At 54.7% G+C, this 21,102-nt stretch carries 17 protein-coding genes and 1 tRNA gene; 4 read left to right on the top strand and 14 right to left on the bottom strand.

Translation table 11 applies throughout. The features are described from left to right. The first annotated feature begins 329 nt into the window (after positions 1-329). Positions 330-875, top strand: a complete 546-nt coding sequence (locus FHW16_RS28915; protein WP_182551486.1) for a helix-turn-helix domain-containing protein — start codon at positions 330-332, stop codon at positions 873-875. Positions 876-892: 17 nt separating this feature from the next. Here FHW16_RS28915 and FHW16_RS29300 read toward each other — a convergent pair whose 3' ends face one another. The 7 genes from FHW16_RS29300 to FHW16_RS22295 form a co-directional block, all read right to left on the bottom strand. After that, positions 893-1,282 (bottom strand): Mov34/MPN/PAD-1 family protein, encoded by a 390-nt coding sequence (locus tag FHW16_RS29300; RefSeq protein WP_432652072.1) that lies wholly within the window; start codon positions 1,280-1,282, stop codon positions 893-895. 59 nt (positions 1,283-1,341) lie between these two features. Next, complete coding sequence (locus tag FHW16_RS22320; RefSeq protein ID WP_246711893.1) at positions 1,342-3,027, bottom strand: ThiF family adenylyltransferase; 1,686 nt, start codon at positions 3,025-3,027, stop codon at positions 1,342-1,344. A gap of 12 nt (positions 3,028-3,039) precedes the next feature. Beyond that, complete coding sequence (locus tag FHW16_RS22315; protein WP_182551483.1) at positions 3,040-4,062, bottom strand: cyclic GMP-AMP synthase DncV-like nucleotidyltransferase; 1,023 nt, start codon at positions 4,060-4,062, stop codon at positions 3,040-3,042. Continuing rightward, positions 4,059-5,210 carry a patatin-like phospholipase family protein gene (locus tag FHW16_RS22310; protein WP_182551482.1) on the bottom strand — a complete coding sequence of 384 codons (1,152 nt, stop codon included), beginning with the start codon at positions 5,208-5,210 and terminating at the stop codon, positions 4,059-4,061. Before FHW16_RS22310 ends, FHW16_RS22315 begins: the two co-directional genes overlap by 4 nt. Positions 5,211-5,587: 377 nt before the next feature. Next, on the bottom strand, positions 5,588-9,370 hold the full coding sequence (locus FHW16_RS22305) for a vitamin B12-dependent ribonucleotide reductase (protein WP_182551481.1): 3,783 nt from the start codon (positions 9,368-9,370) through the stop codon (positions 5,588-5,590). Between the two features lie 599 nt (positions 9,371-9,969). Further along, on the bottom strand, positions 9,970-10,566 hold the full coding sequence (locus FHW16_RS22300; RefSeq protein ID WP_182551480.1) for a tetratricopeptide repeat protein: 597 nt from the start codon (positions 10,564-10,566) through the stop codon (positions 9,970-9,972). A gap of 19 nt (positions 10,567-10,585) precedes the next feature. After that, a complete protein-coding gene (locus FHW16_RS22295) occupies positions 10,586-11,020 on the bottom strand; it encodes an NUDIX domain-containing protein (RefSeq protein WP_182551510.1) in 435 nt (144 codons plus the stop codon). Between the two features lie 293 nt (positions 11,021-11,313). Here FHW16_RS22295 and FHW16_RS22290 point away from each other — a divergent pair, with 293 nt between their 5' ends. Then, positions 11,314-12,357: a magnesium and cobalt transport protein CorA gene (locus tag FHW16_RS22290; protein WP_182551479.1), complete on the top strand. Its 1,044-nt coding sequence runs from the start codon at positions 11,314-11,316 to the stop codon at positions 12,355-12,357. A 3-nt stretch (positions 12,358-12,360) separates the two neighbouring features. Here the strand turns inward: FHW16_RS22290 and gpt are convergent, their stop codons facing one another. From gpt to FHW16_RS22275, 3 genes are all read right to left on the bottom strand, one after another. Continuing rightward, positions 12,361-12,858, bottom strand: coding sequence for a xanthine phosphoribosyltransferase (gene gpt, locus FHW16_RS22285; protein ID WP_182551478.1), 498 nt, complete (start codon positions 12,856-12,858; stop codon positions 12,361-12,363). A 161-nt stretch (positions 12,859-13,019) separates the two neighbouring features. Continuing rightward, positions 13,020-13,862, bottom strand: coding sequence for a universal stress protein (locus FHW16_RS22280; protein ID WP_182551477.1), 843 nt, complete (start codon positions 13,860-13,862; stop codon positions 13,020-13,022). Positions 13,863-13,987: 125 nt separating this feature from the next. Next, positions 13,988-14,737, bottom strand: a complete 750-nt coding sequence (locus tag FHW16_RS22275; RefSeq protein ID WP_182551476.1) for a competence/damage-inducible protein A — start codon at positions 14,735-14,737, stop codon at positions 13,988-13,990. Between the two features lie 175 nt (positions 14,738-14,912). Here FHW16_RS22275 and wrbA point away from each other — a divergent pair, with 175 nt between their 5' ends. Beyond that, entirely contained in the window at positions 14,913-15,512 is a 600-nt protein-coding gene (wrbA, locus tag FHW16_RS22270) for an NAD(P)H:quinone oxidoreductase type IV (protein WP_182551475.1), read from the top strand. A 54-nt stretch (positions 15,513-15,566) separates the two neighbouring features. Here the strand turns inward: wrbA and FHW16_RS22265 are convergent. Next, positions 15,567-15,652 (bottom strand) — tRNA-Leu (locus tag FHW16_RS22265). Between the two features lie 791 nt (positions 15,653-16,443). Here FHW16_RS22265 and FHW16_RS22260 point away from each other — a divergent pair. After that, on the top strand, positions 16,444-17,913 hold the full coding sequence (locus tag FHW16_RS22260; RefSeq protein WP_182551474.1) for an ArnT family glycosyltransferase: 1,470 nt from the start codon (positions 16,444-16,446) through the stop codon (positions 17,911-17,913). Positions 17,914-17,931: 18 nt separating this feature from the next. Here FHW16_RS22260 and FHW16_RS22255 read toward each other — a convergent pair whose 3' ends face one another. The 3 genes from FHW16_RS22255 to FHW16_RS22245 form a co-directional block, all read right to left on the bottom strand. Further along, complete coding sequence (locus FHW16_RS22255; protein ID WP_182551473.1) at positions 17,932-19,437, bottom strand: tripartite tricarboxylate transporter permease; 1,506 nt, start codon at positions 19,435-19,437, stop codon at positions 17,932-17,934. 10 nt (positions 19,438-19,447) lie between these two features. Next, complete coding sequence (locus FHW16_RS22250) at positions 19,448-19,909, bottom strand: tripartite tricarboxylate transporter TctB family protein (RefSeq protein WP_182551472.1); 462 nt, start codon at positions 19,907-19,909, stop codon at positions 19,448-19,450. A 102-nt stretch (positions 19,910-20,011) separates the two neighbouring features. Continuing rightward, a complete protein-coding gene (locus tag FHW16_RS22245; RefSeq protein ID WP_182551471.1) occupies positions 20,012-20,989 on the bottom strand; it encodes a tripartite tricarboxylate transporter substrate binding protein BugD in 978 nt (325 codons plus the stop codon). Positions 20,990-21,102: the final 113 nt, after the last annotated feature.

The raw sequence follows: 21,102 nt of genomic DNA, 5'->3' as shown, positions 1-21,102 counted from the left end.
CCTTGATACATTAATATGTTCCCTGCTGCATGTCGCACCGATGCGGAAAGACCCGAAAGGACTTGATATATGTACGCCAATGGCATAGTATAATATGATCGACACGGTCGAATTTACCCTGATCGATGACATGACTGATGATCCCGTCGTTACAGTTGAGATCGTATCACGGCACGGTACCCTGTGGCTGATGGCTGAACCTGAGGTTCACAGAAGAAGTGTAACTCTGCGCGGTGTTCATATCCATGGAATAGGGATTGGCGCTAATCAAATAGGCCCCGGAAACTTGCGTCGGTTTGCGCAAATCGGAATGGAGAAGTTAGACTGCGATGAAATCATCATTGAAGGAGCGATTAGGACAACTGGGGCAAATCAAGGCCATAGACCGCGTCCCCAGCGGTTCTCCCGTCGTCCTAACCCTGCATAGAGCCGAGGGGCAGAGAAGCATCAACACAATTATTGCCGCACTGAGCTTGGCAAAGCGTGGTATGACGATGCTGCAAGCCAAACGAGCCATGGAAACCTTGCTGCAAAATGGAGAAGTTACTCTTAACGTACAGAAAGTTGAGGACGTAACAATTTTGGCTGCCGAGTTGGATGAGGCGGGTGTCGTCTTAACCGTCATGAGCAAACGTGTTATCGATGTCCGGAAGTTACGCGAGCGCCTTCAGTTGACGCAAGAGCAATTCGCATTGCAGTACGGTTTGGACATTGACGCCATCCGCAATTGGGAACACGGCAGGCGCTCTCCTGACACTGCCGCTCAGAGCTATTTACGCACGATTGATAAAATGCCTGACCGGGTACGACTAGCCCAAGAGGAAGAAGTACTCATTGAACAGAGTGAAGAGGTGCATATTAGTACCTTTCGATGATCTCGCTAACACAGCGACTAACCGGCATGATACGATGTATACAATCCTGCGGGAAAGGGGGCTAATCCGATGATACAAAGCAAGAGACCGGGGGTGTGCAAAGTAGATTCCTTTACGACACTCTCGATGCTGAGTATGTCGCTTGCTGATGGCGAAGGGATATCCTGTGGATGTGTGTGCCAATCTCCCACATAATGAAATCCAGAAGCGAAATGTTGGTTAATCTCCAACTGCTCGCTTCGGCGATCCGGCCAAAAATGGAATCGCCCTCTACGGTCCGTTGATCTGGGACCGGTGGCCGACTGCACAAACCAGACTCCGCCATCGATCTTGGCGAAGAGTTGTCCGCCTGCCTCTTTGCTCCACCATCTCCGTTGGCGATGTAAGTCGAATACCTCTAAGACCATTGGCGAGAACCGAACGGTTATTCGGTGAAACGTGGCAACTACGGTGTCACGGTCAAGATCTATGGCCATCGTCTCTCCAACACGCCAGATTGACATGACACTGGCTTTAGAGCCTGAAACTCGTCCGTCCAATTTCCTCCAACGCGCTCTAGATTACGGTCAGATGTCCACCATGTTCTCCAAGTGTCTGCAATAGCCGGATCAAGCAGCACCTCAAGACAAAGCTCTGTTATCATCGCCTGAGCGGCGGCCAATTCTGTTGCACCGAATGGTGTCGCCGTGTTGCCGCACTCCTTTGGCGGTAGATTTTCATTCCGTGCTGCCGGAAAGCGCGGACTACCATCCTCGAAGCCGTCCAAAATTGAGCTGCTGTCACGGGTTAGGAGCACGCCATGGGCTGCAACGCCCCATGCTTCCATCCATCCGAACACCACCGGGATGCGAGTGCCTCCTGCTCGCGAAATTTCATCAATAAATGTGTCAGCATGCAGCGACCCGGTACAGGCTATAATCATATCTGCACCCTCTAGAAGTTTGGCACCCGACAGTACGACATCCTGTATAGTATTGTTATAGGCTACGGCGAATTGAAGTTCGGGAAGATCTGCCTTGATGGTTTCGGCAATCGCCTCCGCCTTTGGAAGTCGAATTCGGGTTCCGCCGAGTTCATGTCGCCTTATATTTTCCCAACCTAGTAATTCCCCGTCAACGAGAGTTAATTTACCTATTCCTGCTTTCGCTAGCATGCGCGCGATTCCTGAACCCAAAGCGCCACATCCCACCAGGATGACCTTCTTATGGATTAGCTTCCCAATGTCTATGGTTGCTCTCGTTGATGCGCTGTCCAGACGGCTGGTCCGCAATCGCTGCAGTCCGTAAGATGCCATCAGCTGATGGCGTGCAATCTTTCCTTCAAGGTTTAGTTTCACGCGTTTTTTGTGACGAAATCCGTCTTTCCGGAGAGGTTCTCGTTTTACCAGTCGGAGACCGGCGAACTGAGTGCGCCCCAACGGTGTTTGTCCCACAAGAATGAAGAGCGAGGCACGCGGAAACGACGATAGAGCGGCGAATACGCGCGATGATCCGTCATGGGTAAACTTATCGAGGAAGGTAATTAAACTAGGTCCATCCGTAGGGAACGAAGACGGATGAGGGAAGCTTCTCAGATTAATAAAGTGGGCGGCATTGCAGAATCGTGGTCCGTGTCCTGTACGATTCTCCCACCAGCGCATCATGGAGCGCTTGTTTCCGAACGCAAATACCTCGTCGACGGTAGATACACAAGCTCCGGTAGTAGCACCCTCCTGGTATAAGAGAGCTAAGGCGGGGCCGCCCCCAAATTCGCGTTGGTTCCAATAAGTCGTGAAATCTTCTCGAAGATCTTCCTCCTCGGCTCCCGTTTCATGGGCTTCTAACAGCTCCAACGCTTCCGCCAATACCTGTCTAGCTGACTCCATCCCAATGCTCGACATCTCGATCTTGGTTAGGCAAAGACGGCCGCTTGACTCAACGTGTGGTAGGCCTCGGCGGACATCATATCCGACTATGTAAGCTTGCGGTCGAGAATAGGGGAATGCCTGATCGGTCGTGATCGCCAGATCGTCGCTCCTGATGGTAAATAACCAAGCATGCCCACCTGTAGGACGGCCTTCGTCGTCAATGCACGCTCGGTATCCCTTGTATTCGGGCCTGTATGACTCGAACAAAGCTTCAACGGCTTCGATTGCTTCCGCATTAGTTTCCATATATCGAAACCATCAAGCGTACCGGGTCTCGCCCCGTTTCACTGCAGGGCCAACCTTTTGCATGAGCGATTTCGCGCCGTCAGGATCGGGCTGCTGGGAGAACCAGTCGGTGTTGAAAAATTTATCCCAAGCTTTCATCGCCTTCACATGGTCGCAGTCCCATTCGTCCAAGACGTCCAGACACACTAGATTCTCTTCGAGCCTGTTGCGGAGGAAATTGGCTTTCGTATTTCCGTCTTCAATGATGTTCTCGTCGAGGCACGGATGTTTGACGGATTGGCTCCATACCAGCTTGTTCTTAATTGCACGCGCGACATTACGAAGTGACGTATCATCGCGATCCACAACTTCCGCGAAGTGGTCCGCGATAAGCTTCGAGATGACAAAGCCGCTGGAAATTTGGCCCTTCCAGCTCGACCTGCTCCTGGCAAATGCTTTTAACAGTCGTACGACCTCCACAAATTGGCCTTTGTCCCCATTCTTCGAGGCATTGCTACAATTTTCGGCATTGAATGTACGGAACCACTTCGTTACCGCCAAGGCGTCGGATTTTTTCCAATCCGACCCGGCAAGCTCGTAGTGATCTAAATCGTCCCCAGTAAAAAAGTTCTTCTCAACCATATGTCGGTAGACGGGGACGTCGACGTGGTATCCCTCGTTGTAGTAGACGCGAACGCAGTTCTTCAATACCTCTGGAGGATTATTGAAGCGGCCGTCCTGAAGGGCGTCGCAGACCATTTCTTTAGCCGCCCGAGAGGTCTTGTCGCCACCGTTCGGGCCAACCAGATCGGCCCTCTTGAAATACACACCGTCATCGATGTCATAGTCTGCTGCAGAATCCACGATCATGGTGCGCATAGCATAGGAGCCTTGGGTCCTTTGTCCGATGGGCTTTGGATCGCCCTTGGCGTCAAGTCCTCCCACAAGGCGTTGACGATTGGTTTTCGCTTTATCGAAAATATCAATTCTATCCTCGTCCGGAAGACGTACTTCTGTTCGCTGGTATTTCGTGATCAGGGTATGGCAGTCTCTCATTGGAAGAAATCCTTCGGAATGCCTGTCTCTGGCATTATGGGCAGTGACATCATGAGTGCGTGTATGAGGCGGCCTTGGGCGTTGCTGGGGTCATCGCAAGCGCTCTTGACCATGTCCGCATCGGTAGATGCTTGTCCGATAAGTGCGCTCATTGCTTCGGGACGTGTATCGTCAAGGCCGAGATACTTGAGTTTGGCGGCAGGGATATCCTGCTTCGGGAAACGAATGTGATGGACGGTACGCCCACATCGGGTTAGCACGTTCGCGAACATGCGAGCCATGTTGTCGAATGCGAACTCTTGGGCGGTGATACTGATCGAGGCCACCTCAGCTCCGAGATTCCACTGCAACATCGATCGATGTACATCCGTAGCGGCAATTTGTTCTCCTTCCGGACGTGAGCACGTGCCCAACGAGAAGATTTCGATTGGCTGATCGTCGGATGCGTTCATAAGTGCGTCGAGCATTCCGACCATCACTGGATTGTTGGCCCACAGACCGCCATCTACGAAAACTTCGTACTGTCCGTGTTTTCCACCGGGCTTATTGACTGGTGCCATTGATCTGAAGATGGGAGCCGCGCTGGACGCTAGACAGGCGTCGGTTAGCTTGTGATGATCGTCGCGCACTCCGCTCGTGCGTGTTTTCTTAAAGACATATGATCGGTGTGTGCTCATAGCTACCGCGGGAATAGATAGGGAGATGCCACGCTTTTGATAAACATCGAGCATAGTTATTTCGCCAAGTTCATCTTCAAGCGCCTTCCGAAGGGCTGCGTCTCCTGCTCGTACGACACTTCCTCCTTTCAGCGCCCTGGCAATCAACTTGGACTTTGTTTTGACTATCCGTTCTGGGAAAATCTTTGGTCCCCAGTCTCTGTAGAGTTTTACCATATCGCCCATCGGACGGCCGATCGCTGCACCACAAGCGATAATCGCGCCTGTACTGGTTCCGGTAATCAGATCGAATCCGGCCCCGAGATCGAGATTCTCCGCTCCCCTTATCTGGCGATATTGATCAACGAGGTGCTCTAAAAACGCTGCTGTGTAAATGCCTCGCATTCCGCCACCGTCAACGGAGAGAACGCGATACGGTGTTTTCTTCGTCTCGTTATTATCGCTGGCAAGAGTGGTATCAAATTCGGCCATTTCAATAGGTTCCTGATTTGTATCTGAGCGGTTTTCGCCAAACGAGTTGAGTGGGCATGGTGCTCAGCTAACTGGGAGATCGGCGACTTGAATCCTCTCGTAAATTTTTTGCAGCATTTTATCGCTCGGCGTTCTTTGATCACTTTTTGTTCTCAAGCGATCTCTCAACCATGTTTATTCTTGAATAGCGGTCGGGCCTACTTTGATTTTGTCTGGCGGGTGTGTTCGGCTTGGCAGTTCTCACAGCGGCCATCACTAACCCTACTCCACCTGATCAGGTTGCCCCAATAAGGGGGAAACCTGGCTTTGAGGCAACCTTTGGCTAAATCATGCCAACCTATGTGTTTGCCGACAACTAGGATGCCAACTCGGCATGCTTAGCTGCATCCACTTGTGCTTCCGCATGTATCACACTTCAGGCACGTGCCATTCCGCACCATGGTGAAGTTTGAACATTCGGAGCAGCTGTCGCCCGTATAGCCCTGCATCATCGACTTGATGCGGCGATCAGACATGACTTTCTTTGCTTCAGCCTTGGCTTCCTCCGCGGCGGACTCTGCATTCAGATCATCAAACAGGGCGGATGCCGCATGAGCATCTTCCTCGGCATGATCCTTGGCGCGTTCCTCATAGTCGCGTTTGAAGCCGGTGGCCTCTTCCTGCGCCTGGGCGACAACCGGCTTGGCTGCAACAGCTACGGAAGAGCGGGTTGCAAGTGCGGTTACATTCGAAGCCATGACGGCCTTCGGTGTTCCTGCACCAAAACCCTTGGGATCAGGAGCGCCGGGGCTGACCATTTTCAGCACGGCACCACGGGTCAAACCCTTGGAAACCGGCTCGGTCTTGCCTTCGGAAATACCGCGACCCAGCGAGGTGTTGGAGAAGTCGGACTGATCCACATGAGCGAGGTCATGGCGGTCGAGGTAAGAGACAGCCAGTTCACGGAACACATAGTCGAGGATCGATGTGGCGTTCTTGATCGCGTCGTTGCCCTGAACCATGCCGGCTGGTTCGAACTTGGTGAAGGTGAACGCCTCCACATATTCTTCCAGCGGCACGCCATATTGCAGACCAAGCGAGATGGCGATGGCAAAGTTGTTCATCATCGCACGGAAAGCAGCACCTTCCTTATGCATGTCGATGAAGATCTCGCCGAGGCGGCCGTCATCGAATTCGCCGGTGCGCAGATAGACCTTGTGACCGCCAACGACTGCCTTCTGGGTGTAACCCTTGCGGCGGTTCGGCAGTTTTTCGCGGTCGTGGATGTATTTCTCGATGATGCGTTCGACGATCTTTTCCGTGACCTGAACAGCACGGGCAGCGGCAGGAGCCTCGATCAGCGCCTCGATTGCATCGTCTTCATCATCATCCACATCGGCAAGGACAGAGGAGTTCAACGGCTGCGACAGCTTCGAACCATCGCGATAAAGCGCATTGGCCTTCAGTGCCAGCTTCCATGACAGCATGTAAGCGGCCTTGCAATCATCTACCGTTGCTTCATTGGCCATGTTGATCGTCTTGGAGATCGCACCTGAAATGAAGGGCTGGGCAGCGGCCATCATGCGGATGTGGCTGTCGACCGAGAGATAACGCTTGCCGATCTTGCCGCAAGGATTGGCGCAATCGAAAACCGGATAATGCTCTTCCTTGAGGAAGGGAGCACCTTCCAGCGTCATCGCACCGCAGATGTGGATGTTGGCGGCTTCAATTTCCTTTTTGGAGAAGCCGAGTGCCGGCAACATTTCGAAGGAGAAATCATTGAGCTGCTCATCGGTGAAACCAAGGACATTCTTGGCGAAATCTTCGCCCACAGTCCATTTGTTCACAGCGAACTTGATGTCAAAGGCTGACTTCAGCGCTGTATTCAGCGTTGCGATGATCTCGTCGGTAAAGCCTTTGGCCTTCAGCGAGCCCGGATTGACAGCGGGTGCCTGGTTGAGATTGCCGTGGCCCACGGCATATGCTTCGATTTCAGCGATCTGGCTTTCGGAATAACCGAGCGTACGCAGAGCTTCCGGAACAGCGCGGTTGATGATCTTGAAGTAACCACCACCGGCGAGTTTCTTGAACTTGACCAGAGCGAAATCTGGCTCGATGCCTGTCGTATCGCAGTCCATGACAAGGCCGATCGTGCCTGTCGGCGCGATGACAGTCGCCTGTGCATTGCGATAGCCATGCTTTTCGCCGAGCTCCAGTGCCTTGTCCCAGGCCGAACGGGCATGGGTGATCAGGTCCTGATCCGGGCAATCGGAGGCAATCAGCGCGACCGGGTTGACGGCGAGGCCTTCGTAGCCCTGCTTTTCGCCATGGGCCGCACGCCGATGGTTGCGGATGACGCGCAGCATGTTGGCGGCATTTGGCGCGTAACCGTTGAAAGCACCGAGCTCCTTGGCCATTTCAGCCGAGGTAGCATAGGAAATGCCGGTCATGATGGCGGTCAGGGCACCGCCGATGGCGCGACCTTCAGCACTGTCATAGGGAATGCCCGAAGTCATCAGCAGACCGCCGATGTTGGCGTAGCCAAGACCGAGCGTGCGGTATTCATAGGAAAGCTTGGCAATTTCCTTGGACGGGAACTGTGCCATCATGACAGAGATTTCGAGAACGATGGTCCACAGGCGTGCTGTGTGCTCGTAACCCGTGATGTCGAACTTGCCGTCCTTGGCGCGATAGGTCAGCAGGTTGATCGAAGCTAGATTACAGGCCGTATCGTCAAGGAACATATATTCCGAGCACGGATTCGATGCGCGGATCGGGCCAGCTGCCGGGCAGGTGTGCCAGTCGTTCATCGTGGTGTTGAAGTGCAGGCCCGGATCAGCTGAAGCCCATGCGGCGTAGCCGATTTTTTCCCAGAGATCGCGTGCCTTCAGGGTCTTCATGACCTTGCCGTCCTTGCGGGCGGTCAGGTTCCAGTCGCCGTCATTTTCCACAGCGCGCAGGAATTCATCCTTGAGCGAGACGGAGTTATTGGAGTTCTGGCCGGCAACGGTGAGATAGGCTTCTGAATCCCAATCGGTATCGTAAGTCTTGAAGTCGATATCCGTGTAGCCCTGCTTGGCAAACTGGATAACGCGATAGATATAGTTTTCCGGAACCTGATTCTTCTTCGCAGCCTTGATCTCGCGCTTCAGCGCCGGGTTCTTGGCTGGTTCGTAGCAATCACCATTGTCAGCCTCGCAGTTGACGCAAGCCTTCATGATGGCCGTCAGATGCTGCTTGACGATCTTGGAACCGGTAACGAGCGCGGCAACCTTCTGCTCTTCCTTCACCTTCCAGTCGATATATTCTTCGATATCCGGGTGGTCGACATCAACCACCACCATCTTGGCGGCGCGACGGGTTGTGCCGCCTGACTTGATGGCGCCAGCTGCGCGGTCACCGATTTTCAGGAAGGACATCAGCCCGGATGAGCGTCCACCGCCAGAAAGCTTTTCGCCTTCGCCGCGCAGGAACGAGAAATTGGAGCCGGTGCCGGAGCCGTATTTGAACAGGCGCGCTTCGCGCACCCACAAATCCATGATGCCGCCTTCATTGACCAGATCGTCAGCGACGGACTGGATGAAGCAGGCATGCGGCTGGGGATGTTCATAGGACGACTTGGACTTCGTCAGCTTGCCGGTGTCCGGGTCGACATAGTAGTGGCCCTGACCGGGGCCGTCGATGCCATAGGCCCAATGCAGGCCGGTATTGAACCATTGCGGCGAATTGGGAGCGACGCGCTGGGTGGCAAGCATGTAGGCAAGTTCATCGCGGAAGGCGAGGGCGTCTTCCTCCGAATCGAAATATTTGCCTTTCCAGCCCCAGTAGGTCCAGGTGCCGGCGAGGCGATCAAAAACCTGGCGCGCATCCATTTCCGAGCCATAACGCTCATCAGCTGGCAGTGCCGCCAAGGCTTCTTCATCGGCAACCGAACGCCATAGCCATGAAGGGATGGAGTTTTCCTCAACCTTCTTCAGCTTGGCCGGTACACCCGCCTTGCGGAAATATTTCTGGGCGAGAATATCAGCGGCGACCTGACTGAACTGGGCCGGCACGTCAATATTTTCCAGACGGAATACAACAGAGCCGTCAGGATTCTTGATCTCGCTCGTCGCTACACGGAACTCAATGTCCGCATAGGCTGATTGATTCTCTTTGGTAAAACGCCGTTCGATCCGCATCTGTTTCGTCCTTGTCTCTATATATAGTGTTCATCAGGCGCTATGTGAAGAGTTCCGCGCACCAAGAACACAAACCCGCCCTATCCGAATTCAGTGCCTGAATCCGGTTCTGTCGCCATGGCCCGTCATCGATGCGGCATCCCGCTTCAGTTTCGGGCGTGGCGGCCCATTTTTTGACGCCTGTTTTGTGACTCGCCCCAATTGAGAGTGTCACATTATCTGGTGTGCAATCTACCTGTAAACACTAAATATTGTGTTAAGACACCATTTACCCAACAAATATTCCTCTGTGCACGGTGGTCAATTCCGTCTCGCAAACGCAGGTCACCAACAGCGTGCGCCATAGGGCGCAAGCTCTGAAAAACACTGCATAAACTGGAAAAAAGACCGGTCACATTACTCCCCGGTCACGCCACAAACGCAACGACTGCCCTATAAAAAGTGACTCGGGGGTCAGCGTCAAGAATTAGTTTTTTACATATTTGTGACCGCAACATCTTGTGTGTCACATATGTGGATAACGGGGAGAACTTTGCTGTTTTTTCAACAGCCGGCTGACATTGCAGAACGATGTTCGAAAAGGAGCCCGACGCTATTTATTATGGGGTCTTGCTCTTCTGCCGCTCGTATTCAAGCGCATCGCGTGTTGCATTTTCCGTATCGCCCTTGGCATTGTATGCGATGGCCCGGTTGTAATAGGCGGTGGGATAATCCGGCTTCAGGTGAATGACAGATGTATATCCAGCAATAGCCGCGTCGAGATCGCCCTTCTTTTGATAGGCATAGGCCTTGCCATACAGACTATCAACATCGTCAGGCACCAGCTTGAGTACCGTATCGTAATCTTCGATCGCGTGATCGTAGTCGCCCAAATCATGCCTGGTATAGCCGCGGCTGTAATAGGCCTCTTTAAAGTCGGGTTTCAGGCTGATGGCATGGGAATAATCGGCAACGGCAAGGTCGAGTTTCTGCGCATCGAGATAGGCGTTGCCCCTGTCATAATAGGCCTTGGCCCGTGCATCGTTAGGCGCGTTGTCGATCCAGTTTGTACAGTTGCTGATTCGCTCTTCCGGCGATGAGGATGCAGTCTCGTCGATGCAGCCATGCTCAATTTTCTGCAGCGTCACATTATCGAGCGCCAAGGCAGGACAGGAAATCATCACGACAAAAGCGAGCGAAAGGGGGAGGCGGTTCATAGAGCGTGTCCTGTCGAAATCAGCGCAGGGTGACAAGCGCCGGATCAAAACTCGCAATAAGGGCCTTTAGTTCCGGTTCTTCAACCCGGCGGGCGCATTCTTCAACGCTAACCCACTCAAGGCGACGTTCGCCGCGTTCCGGCCAGTTCTTTTCCTGATGGGAAAAATGCATTGGGAAGACATCAACGATGAAATCGCCGCATGCCCCTTCGCTCATATCGTGTTTTTCATAGCGATAGGCACCAATGGAGAAAGGAGCGATCTCGCCGCGGGCACCGGCTTCTTCGTAAGCTTCGGTATAGGCAGAAAGAGCAAAGGTTTTACCAACCTGCGGCCAGCCCTTGGGCAACACCCATCGCCCAGTGCCGCGACTGGTGATCAGAAGTATCTCTGTCTGGTGCTTTTTGACCCGGTAAACGAGCGCAGCAACCTGGCGAATCCTGCCGTCCGGCATTTCGATCCGCTTTTCAGTCACAATCTCGTTGGTGTAATTTAAATTCAATGCTCCGCTCTTTTTTTGCGCTTTGTTTCAAGGATTGTGAACCGATTCTCGGAAACCGCAATCACTCAATGACTACTGTTCCTAGCTTATATGCGACTTGTGTCGATTTTTTGAACAGCAGTGCAAAAAAATCACAACATAAAAAAGCACAGAGATCGCGGGGAATCCATTCGACCAAATGATAAGATTGGCAAGGACCGGCCTCTGGGCGTAATCTGTCTCCCAACGACACACTGGGAGGCGCAATGGTATTTTCGCGATCCGCCGATGACGACGGGGCTTCGTCATTTTCCGATGCCGCAGGCCTGCATGACGAGGGGGCGAGCGTTATCGCTTCCTGTGTATATGCCAACGGCCAGCGGGTTGCCGATATCGCCATTGACGATGCGGGTGATTGGGCACTCAAGGAAGGGCATGTGGTGTGGATTGGACTTCTGGAGCCCGATGGCGAACTCCTGCACCGGGTTCAGAAACAGTTCAATCTGCATAGTCTTGCCATTGAAGACGCGGAACACGCGCATCAGCGCCCGAAACTGGAACAGTATGGCGATGCGATCTTTGTCGTTGCCCGCACGGCCCAATTGATAGACGGTCGGGTTGCTTTTGGTGAAACGCATGTTTTTCTGGGCAAAGGTTACATCGTCAGCGTCCGCCATGGCGCTTCAACATCCTACACGGCGGTGCGAAAGCACTGGGAGACATCGCCATATGCGCTGTCCAAGGGCGAGGACTTCATTCTCTATGCCATTCTCGATTTCATCGTCGATAACTACATGCCGGTGCTTGAAGCCATTCACGACGAGGTTGAATCGATCGAGGATAGAGTTCTTACGAAGCCAATGACCGGTGCCGATCTCGAGCGGCTCTATATGTTGCGCCGCGATCTTTTGCGGCTGCGCAACGCTGTCGGACCGCTGGTGGATGTGTGCGGACGCCTGAGCAATACAGATCTGCCGCAGATACAAACCGGAATGCAACCGCTGTTTCGGGACGTCACCGACCACGTGCGCACCGTGCAGGAAAAGATCGACGGGTTGCGCGAGGTGCTGGCTTTTGCCTTCGAGGCAAGCTTGCTTGTCGGCCAGAGCCAGGAAACCGCCATCGCCAAGCGGCTGGCATCCTGGGCGGCCATTCTGGCTGTCCCGACGGCGATTGCGGGAATTTACGGCATGAACTTCCACTATATGCCCGAGCTTGACGACCCCATGGGTTACTATGAGGTCATGGGCTTTATCGCGGTGCTGTGCCTTGTGCTCTACTGGCGGTTCCGCAAGAACGGTTGGCTCTAGGGGCTAACCCCGATGACCCTTGGTGATCGGTTCCTGATAGGTCAGGCCCATGTCCCATGGGAAGTAAATCCACGTGTCCTGTGAGACTTCCGTTACGAAAGTATCGATGAGCGGGCGGCCTTTCGGTTTGGCGTAAACAGTTGCAAAATGCGCCTTCGGCATCATGGCACGCACGACAGCTGCCGTTTTACCCGTATCGGTCAGGTCGTCGATAACCAGAATACCGTCACCTTCGTTTTCGAGCAGGCGCGGATCGACATCTTTCAGGACCTTCAACTCGCCCTGTTCCTCATAATCATGGTAGGAGGCGATGCAAACCGTCTCGATCATACGGATGCCGAGTTCGCGGCAGATGATGGCCGCTGGTACAAGGCCGCCACGGGTGATGGCAACCATTGCGCGCCATTCGCGCTGCATGCCTGCAACACGCCAGGCCAAGGCACGGGCATCCCGATGGAATTGGTCCCAGGAAACCGGAAAAGCTTTATCGGGAAGAGACATGGCGCACTCCATCAGGTAAACACGAAACAGGCGGAGGCTAATCCGCTAGGGAATGCATTTCGCAATAGCTGGAAATGCCTGTCCGTGGCAAGCTGCTTGCGCAGCCTGCCGCTTCCGAGTGGGCAGAAACATGTGATTTACGGCTGTATGAGCTTAATCGCTCAGCGTGACATAAGGGTCAGACAGGGCATGTCCGATATGAATGAACTCGTCACGCCGCCGAATACCCACTCTTTCAGTCGCGACTGGCTGTAGGCGCCCATGACGATCAGATCCACTTTGTCATCGGCAATCTTGCGTCGCAGGATCTTGTCCGTCGCTTCGCCACTGGATTCAATCGTGAACGGATTCACGTTGACGCCATGACGGCGCAGTGCATCCGAGAGCGGCGTGCCGGGAATATCCATGTTCGGATCAGTGGTTTTCTTTGGGTCGACCCAGACGACATCGGTACGTTCTGCCTTGATCAGGAAGGGCAGGGAATCGAAGGCAGCGCGCGATGCCTCCCGTTTGCCGTTGAAGGCGACGAGCACGCGGCCGATTTTCTTCGGGAGTTCGGTCTTGTAGGGAACGAACAGCACGGGACGTCCGCTTTCCATGACAAGCGGATCGGTTACATCATTCACACTGTCCGGATCATCGGGATCAGGTTGACCCGCGATGATGATATCAGCGCGCAGGGCGCTTTGAGTTACACCTGCCGATGGACTGCTGCTTTCGGAGCGGACAATACGGAACTCGTGGGAAATGGTGCCTTTGCCCATTTCCTGGTTGAACAACGCGGCGATCGCCTCGGAATTTTCCTTATGGCGCTGCTCGTGTGCCTCAAACAGTGTCGTATCGGCAAAACCCGTCGGATCCGCATAAACGATAGGAGAAGGTACCGTATAGAGACCGATAATGTGCGTGCGTTCGCTTGAGGAGGCGATCAGCTTCGCGGCGCCCATTACTCTGCCTGCCTCGCGTTCGCTGCGGATAAAAGCGATGATCGTACGAAATGCCATATTGGCCTCCATCGGTTGATAGGTCGATCTTGCTATTCAGAGCATTATACGCTGCGAACGCAAGACCGGTGCGTGTGATTTTATCGCAGGTGCGAACAGAACGTTCGCTGAAGGTCTATGGTTCCTCAGATTTGCTGTGCCACCGAGAGTTGTTCCACCATCGCGCGTACAGCCTGTTCCGCCGCGACAAGCTTGTCCTCATCCCGGGCACGAACCACAAGTTCGGTGGAAAACTTGTTGTTTTCGTACTTTGGATATGAACCGATGATCGTATCAGGATGCGCAGTCTGGATATCACGCAACGGTATCGCAATCGTACCCTCGCCAAAAGGACAATTGATTGAACGGGAAAGCAGTTGCTTGCCGACCTTCAACGTCGGGATCACATTGTCGAGCATCGCCTGAAAAATCGAGGGAACCCCGGCCATTACATAGACATTGCCGATGTTGAAACCCGGCGCGGTCGAGACGGGATTGTCGATATGGACAGAGCCGCGCGGCATGCGCGCCATACGCTGGCGGCTTTCGGTGAACTCCATGCCGCGCGCAGCATAATTGTCGCCCATCAGTTTCATCGCCTTGGCATCATGCTCGCACGGCACGCCAAACGCCTTTGAAATGGCGTCGGCGGTGATGTCGTCATGGGTGGGGCCTATGCCGCCTGAGGTAAAGACGTAATCGTAGGTACCACGCAGGGCGTTCAGGGCGTCGACAATACGGTCTTCTTCATCGGGAACGATCCGCACTTCCTTCAGATCAATACCGACTGCTGTCAGAATATCGGCGAGATGACCGATGTTCTTGTCTTTGGTCCGGCCGGACAGCAACTCGTCGCCAATGGCGAGCATGGCGGCGCTCACGATTTCATTCGTCATGTGGATTCTCCTATCGGTGCGGCGACCGTAATCGGCGCAAACAGCCGCCGCAAGCCATTTCAAATGGTGAACAGTTTGTCGCGACAATGTTTGTTTTAATGAACAGCGAAATGCTTACCTTAAAGAGCCACGGCGGCTTTTGCCCGTCGAACCGGATTCAACGATGGAGACGATCATGGCCAAGGTATTGGTGCTGTACTATTCGAGCTGGGGACATATGGAGCAGATGGCCTATGCCGCTGCAGAGGGCGCAAAGGAAGCCGGTGCTGACGTCACCGTCAGGCGCGTGCCGGAACTCGTTCCGCTTGAGGTGGCCACGGCCTATCATTACAAGCTCGATCAGAAGGCGGAAATTGCCACGGTCGACGAGCTTGAGACCTACGACGCGATCATTGTCGGCGTATCCTCGCGCTTTGGTTCGATGTCCGCGCAGATGAAGAACTTCTTTGACCAGACCGGTGGTCTCTGGGCCAAGGGCGCGTTGATCAACAAGGTTGGTTCGGTCATGGCGTCTTCGGCCACCCAGCATGGTGGTCAGGAACTGGCGCTTGTTTCCACCCAGTGGCAGATGCAGCACCACGGCATGATCATTGTGCCGTTGTCCTACGCGTATCAGGCCCAGATGGGCAACGACGTGGTGCGCGGCGGTGCGCCTTATGGAATGACCACGACAGCCGATGGCGATGGCTCGCGCCAGCCTTCTGCACAGGAACTCGAAGGCGCCAAGTTCCAGGGCAAGCGCGTAGCCGAGATCACGATCAAGCTGCACGGCTGATTCAGGCGTGGAAAAAACAAACCCGGCAAGCGATTGCCGGGTTTTTTGCGTGTCTGGTGCGGACGGCGGGGGTCGAACCCGCATGACCTATGGCCGAGGGATTTTAAGTCCCTTGCGTCTACCAGTTTCGCCACGTCCGCGCGCCTATGCTTTTCAACGGTTCGGACGATTCCGTCAACTGCAGTTTCCACGAAAATGGCAATTTGCCCGGACCGCTCTACCTCGCCGCTAAAGGGGGCGTTGTATGCTCGATAGTGAAGCGGGAAGCAAACCATCACAACAGCGTGGCACATGTGCCTCGGTCTTCGAAGGCCGAAAACGGAGCTTGGCCACGGTCCCACGCCCATGGTCCTGCAGCCAAGCTCCGAAGCCGGAAGCAACCGGCACTATAAAGACGGATGGCGTGTTCAAAAATTTAGTTGAAATATTGGATTAATTTCCGGCGCTACTGCCTTCATAAGACCGCGCAAAAGGAAAGGGCGGGATACTGACCGATCCCGCCCCTTCACCCCACCCCAGGAATTATTCTTGTTTTGGTGAGGCTTGAATATTCGTGTGAGATTTGCTGTTCAGATGCCGCCGTTCAATCATGCTTTGGAAGCGCACTTAACACTCAGCGCTTTGCCGTTTCGCCACCCACAGGCTTTCGACCGCAATGATTGTAGACGTTATGCTCAATCTTTCTCCCTGAACATTGCAACTACAGTTAGGGACATTAGCCACTTGCGTGGGCTTGAAAAGGGACGCCGCTGTCCCCTTTTCAATTATGATTGCGTGGGGTGATCCCTTTTCAAGTGCAGCGGCTTTGCGCCACAGATGTTTGCACAATGCACGTTGATACACGGGCAGGTAGATTTTAACTGCTACTTGGAATAGAAGCGGCTCAACCAACGGTACAGAGACAATGCCAGCTATTCCGATCCAATCTCCTTTGAGCAGTATCAAACAGTTTACGTCGGAAAATCCGGGACTCGTGTTTGTGCTCCTGTATTTCGCCTTTCAGGTGTTCTTCCTGACCAGCATTTCCAATGGCGCCGGTGTCGATGATGCCGAGCAGCTTGCCTATGTCGGTGCGTTGCAATGGGGATATGGCGGTTCGCAGCCTCCGCTCTATACATGGATCAACAGTGTAGCCGGGGATGTTCTCGGCATCAGTATGTTCACGGTTTTTCTGGTCAAGTTCGGCATGCTGGCCAGCCTTTTCGTCAGTGTTTATTGTGGTGCCCGCCTGCTCGGCATGTCAAAGGCGGTTGCGACGGCGGGAATGGTCGGCGTATTCTTGCTGCCCCAGATTGCGTGGGAATCCCAGCGGACCCTGACGCATTCCGTGGGTGCCACGACCGGTTGCGCATGGGCGTTTCTGGCCTTTGCCTGGCACATGAAATCCCGCTCGTGGCTTTCTGCAGCGCTGTTGGGTTTGGGAATTGCCGCGGGGCTTCTCGGAAAGTTCAATGCGGGATTTTTTCTTATCGGCATGATCCTGGCTGGCTTTTCGATTCCTTCCTACCGTGCTGTCCTCCTGTCGTCCAAATCCATTCTGACGCTGCTTGTCTTTCTGGCGGCGGTTGGCCCAACCGCACTTTGGGCGCTGTCCCATATGGATAATCTGCTGGCGCGATCGCACAAGTTTCAGTTGAATGAAGGGGGGCAGTTTCTCATTAGCCGCCTGCATGGCGAGTGGAAATTGTTCCTCAACGGTATTCTGTTCTCCGGTGTGGCCCTGGTGTTCTTCGCGATCGCCTGGTGGCGCAGTCGTGCCCAACAGGTCACGCCGAAGACAGGCTGGACCGATGGCGAGACCCTAGTATCCCGTATCATCATGTTTGCGCTGGTGTGTGTGTTCATCGGCGTGCTGATCAGCGGTGCCGCCGAGGTCAAGGATCGCTGGCTGCAGCCGGTTCTGTTCCTTTCGCCGCTTTATCTGTCGATTGTACTGGGGCGCTATATCGCGTCTGATCTGCCGCTGAAACGCTTTGCCTTGGTCGGCGCGCTTTGTGGTTTGGCGGTGATTCCGATTTTGGCATTCAATATTCTCCATGCCCGCGACGGCGGCGTTCCGTCCATCGGGCAGCTGGATTATGCAAAACTCTTTGCGGTAACGCGTGCCGACGGAAATTATCTGAGTGTGGTTTCAGATGGGCCGCAATTGCCGGGGAACTTGCGTCTCTATGATGGTTCCGTCACGCCAGTCCATTGGGAAATGCCCAATGCCGCAGCGCGTATCCGCTTTCCGGCCCTGTTCGTCTGGTTCGGCGAGGGCCCCAATCCGGTGGTAGAGAAGCTCATGCAGAACGCCGGCATCACCAACCCGTCCACTGCGATCAAGACCGTGACGCTGACCTACAAGTACTATCCTGATCAAAGCAGGGTAGTGAGTTATGTGATCGTACCGGCGCGCTGACGCGCCGGCATCGAGCGTCTATACTTCCTCGACAAAAACCTCGTCGCGCTTTTTGCGAATGCTGGGCAGCAGCACGACCACCAGTACCGCGGCAGCAAGGATCAGCAGTGTCAGGCTGATTGGCCGTGTCACGAAGGTCGATGGATCGCCGCGCGACATGATCATGGCCCGGCGCAAATGCTCCTCAAGCAGGGGGCCGAGAACGAAGCCGAGCAGCAAGGGTGCCGGTTCGCATCGCAGTTTGGCCAGCACATATCCGATCAGGCCGAAGAAGGCGACGGCAAAGAGGTCGAATACGTTGGAGTTGACGCTGTAAACGCCAATCGCGCAGAACGCGATGATGGCGGGAAACAGCATGTAGTAGGGAATGGTCAGCAGCTTCACCCACAGGCCGATCAATGGCAGGTTGAGGAGAATGAGCATCAGGTTGCCGATCCACATGGATGCGATGATGCCCCAGAACAGGGCGGGCTGCTCCGTTGCCACATTGGGACCAGGCACGATGCCCTGAATGATCATGGCGCCGATCATCAATGCCATGACCGGATTGGCGGGAATGCCGAGCGTCAGCATCGGAATGAAAGATGTCTGTGCACCGGCATTGTTGGCAGATTCCGGACCGGCAACACCTGCAATCGCTCCCTTGCCGAACTCCTCCGGGGTTTTCGACATGCGTTTCTCCACCGTGTAGGAGGCGAAGGAGGCGAGAATCGCGCCGCCGCCGGGCAGGATCCCCAGAGCGGAACCGATGGCTGTGCCGCGCAGGATCGGCGCTGTCATTTCCTTCCAGTCCTGCCGCGTTGGCCAGAGATTGCTCACCTTCTTGATCATGACCTCGCGGTCGTGTTCGTTTTCAAGATTGCGCAGGATTTCTGCAATACCGAACACGCCGACGGCGACAGCTACAAAGTTGAGGCCGTCGGAGAGCTCAAGAATGCCGAGATTGAAACGCGGTGTACCGGTGTAAATGTCGGTACCGACAAGACCAAGCAGGAGCCCGAGCACCACCATCCCAAGTGCCTTCACCACCGAGCCGTGGGCGAGGGCGATGGAAGATACGAGGCCGACGATCATCAGCGAGAAATATTCAGCAGAGCCAAACTTCAGGGCAACGGCGGTCAGTGGCGGAGCAAACACCGCAACGAGAAAGGTCGAGACCGTTCCGGCAAAGAACGAACCGATGGCGGCTATTGCTAGAGCCGCACCGGCACGGCCCTTTCGTGCCATCTGATACCCGTCAATGGCGGTGACGGCGGACGACGATTCACCCGGCATGTTGATAAGAATAGCCGTGGTCGATCCGCCATACTGCGCGCCGTAATAGATGCCGGCGAGCATGATCAGCGATGAGACCGGCTCGAGCTGAAAGGTGATAGGCAGCAGCATGGCGATGGTTGCCGTTGCTCCGATGCCGGGGAGAACGCCAATCAATGTGCCGAGGATGACGCCAATAAAGCAGAAAAACAGGTTCCAGGGCGAGGCGGCCGTGGCGAAACCGAGGGCGAGATTGCTCAGAAGATCCATGATACAGCCCTCACTGTCCGAGCCATGGACCGAACCGCCTGAAGGGCAGTCCGAGTGCGTAGCTGAAGACGATTACGGAAAACAGCGTCAGACCGCTGACGAGAATGAGGGCCATGCCCGGTTTCATTTTGACGCTGGCAAAAGCCGCCCAAAGCGCAGTTATGAAAAGCGAGGGGACAAAGCCGAGCCCCCGCACTGTCAGGCCGAAGATTATCGGTGCAGGCAGGATGAACAGTATACCGCGCCAGGCAATTGGTCCCATTGGTTCATGTTCGAGCTGGGTTCCCTGAATGATGACGATGATACCAAGCACGATCAGGATACCCGCAAGAACCAGCGGGAAATAGCCCGGCCCCATGCGGAAAGCCGTGCCAAGCTCGAGGCCATAGGCCTGAATGGCGAAAACCAGACCTGCTGCGATGAACAGAAGTCCGCAAATCAGATCGCGTGAACTGAAACTCAACGATTTCATAGAACCCCCACAGATGCCTTTTTCGGCTTGTTGTATCTGATACCCCGTTTCATCTCCCCGGTGTGGGGGAGATGATTTTGGCAAATCAGACCGACGATACGATCAGTCGGCGTATTGTCCGGCCGCCTCGATCACAGGCTTCCAGCGTGTGACTTCGCTTTCAAGTTTGGTCTTCAGACCTGCAGGGGTTGCTTCCGCATCGCTGACGGGCACGGTGCCAAGTTCAGCAAACCGGGCAATGATGTTCGGATCCTTCAAGGCTTTCTGAAGTGACGCGGACAGTTTTTCCGTGACCTCTTTTGGCGTGCCCTTCGGCGCGTAGATGCCGTGCCAGATACCCACCTGCAGGCCGGGCAGACCGGCCTCGGCAACTGTCGGCACATCAGGCAGCGCCGCCAGGCGTTTGGCGGAGGTGACGGCATAGGCTTTGATGGTGCCACCCTTGATCTGCTTGGTCGTATTGGTGGTCTGATCGCACATCAGGTCGACCTGCCCGCCCAAAAGATCGGTCATGGCTGGCCCAGTACCCTTATAGGGAACCGTAACGAGCGGTGTCTTGATTTCGCTCATGAACAGCATGCCGCAGAGATGGGACGCCGCGCCGATACCGGCATTGGCGAGACTGACCTTGTCGGCGTTGGCTTTCACATATTCAACCAGACCCTTGAGGTCCTTCGCTTCGAAATCCTTCTTGGCGACAACGGTCATCGGGACGTCAGTGACGAGCCCGACATATTCAAACGCATTGAGCGTGTCATAGGGCAGCTTGCGATAGAGCGTGGCGCTGGTCGCCATGCCAATGTGATGCAACAGCAGCGTATAACCATCGGCTTCCGCCTTGGCGACCTGCGATGCACCCAGCGTACCGCCTGCACCGCCGACATTCTCGACGATAATCTGCTGGCCAAGATCTTTCGACATGGATTCAGCTACAAGACGTGTCACGGTGTCTGTGGGTCCGCCAGCCGAGAACGGGACGACCATCGTGATGTTGCGTTCCGGATAACCAGCCGCGTAGGCGCTGGTTGAAAGCAGGGCAACGGCAGCCGTGGCCGCGAGTGTAAGCGAGAATTTGCGCATTAAGTTTCCTCCCCGAGCAATGCGTTTATATGAGTTCAATATATTGCGCCGTGATACCGCCATACCCTTTTTCCTCCGTGGATATTGGCAGTCTCGTGGCGGCGCCTTGCACC

The organism is Phyllobacterium myrsinacearum (assembly GCF_014138285.1).
Classification (GTDB): domain Bacteria; phylum Pseudomonadota; class Alphaproteobacteria; order Rhizobiales; family Rhizobiaceae; genus Phyllobacterium; species Phyllobacterium myrsinacearum_A.
The sequence above is the reverse complement of the archived record's forward strand: the minus strand, read 5'-3'. Positions and strand labels throughout refer to the sequence as shown.

Coding starts and splice junctions, on each gene's coding strand:
- FHW16_RS28915 (WP_182551486.1), top strand. CDS start 330: ATGAAATCATCATTGAAGGAGCGATTAGGACAACTGGGGCAAATCAAG.
- FHW16_RS29300 (WP_432652072.1), bottom strand. CDS start 1,282: ATGGTCTTAGAGGTATTCGACTTACATCGCCAACGGAGATGGTGGAGC.
- FHW16_RS22320 (WP_246711893.1), bottom strand. CDS start 3,027: ATGGAAACTAATGCGGAAGCAATCGAAGCCGTTGAAGCTTTGTTCGAG.
- FHW16_RS22315 (WP_182551483.1), bottom strand. CDS start 4,062: ATGAGAGACTGCCATACCCTGATCACGAAATACCAGCGAACAGAAGTA.
- FHW16_RS22310 (WP_182551482.1), bottom strand. CDS start 5,210: ATGGCCGAATTTGATACCACTCTTGCCAGCGATAATAACGAGACGAAG.
- FHW16_RS22305 (WP_182551481.1), bottom strand. CDS start 9,370: ATGCGGATCGAACGGCGTTTTACCAAAGAGAATCAATCAGCCTATGCG.
- FHW16_RS22300 (WP_182551480.1), bottom strand. CDS start 10,566: ATGAACCGCCTCCCCCTTTCGCTCGCTTTTGTCGTGATGATTTCCTGT.
- FHW16_RS22295 (WP_182551510.1), bottom strand. CDS start 11,020: ATGCCGGACGGCAGGATTCGCCAGGTTGCTGCGCTCGTTTACCGGGTC.
- FHW16_RS22290 (WP_182551479.1), top strand. CDS start 11,314: ATGGTATTTTCGCGATCCGCCGATGACGACGGGGCTTCGTCATTTTCC.
- gpt (WP_182551478.1), bottom strand. CDS start 12,858: ATGTCTCTTCCCGATAAAGCTTTTCCGGTTTCCTGGGACCAATTCCAT.
- FHW16_RS22280 (WP_182551477.1), bottom strand. CDS start 13,862: ATGGCATTTCGTACGATCATCGCTTTTATCCGCAGCGAACGCGAGGCA.
- FHW16_RS22275 (WP_182551476.1), bottom strand. CDS start 14,737: ATGACGAATGAAATCGTGAGCGCCGCCATGCTCGCCATTGGCGACGAG.
- wrbA (WP_182551475.1), top strand. CDS start 14,913: ATGGCCAAGGTATTGGTGCTGTACTATTCGAGCTGGGGACATATGGAG.
- FHW16_RS22255 (WP_182551473.1), bottom strand. CDS start 19,437: ATGGATCTTCTGAGCAATCTCGCCCTCGGTTTCGCCACGGCCGCCTCG.
- FHW16_RS22250 (WP_182551472.1), bottom strand. CDS start 19,909: ATGAAATCGTTGAGTTTCAGTTCACGCGATCTGATTTGCGGACTTCTG.
- FHW16_RS22245 (WP_182551471.1), bottom strand. CDS start 20,989: ATGCGCAAATTCTCGCTTACACTCGCGGCCACGGCTGCCGTTGCCCTG.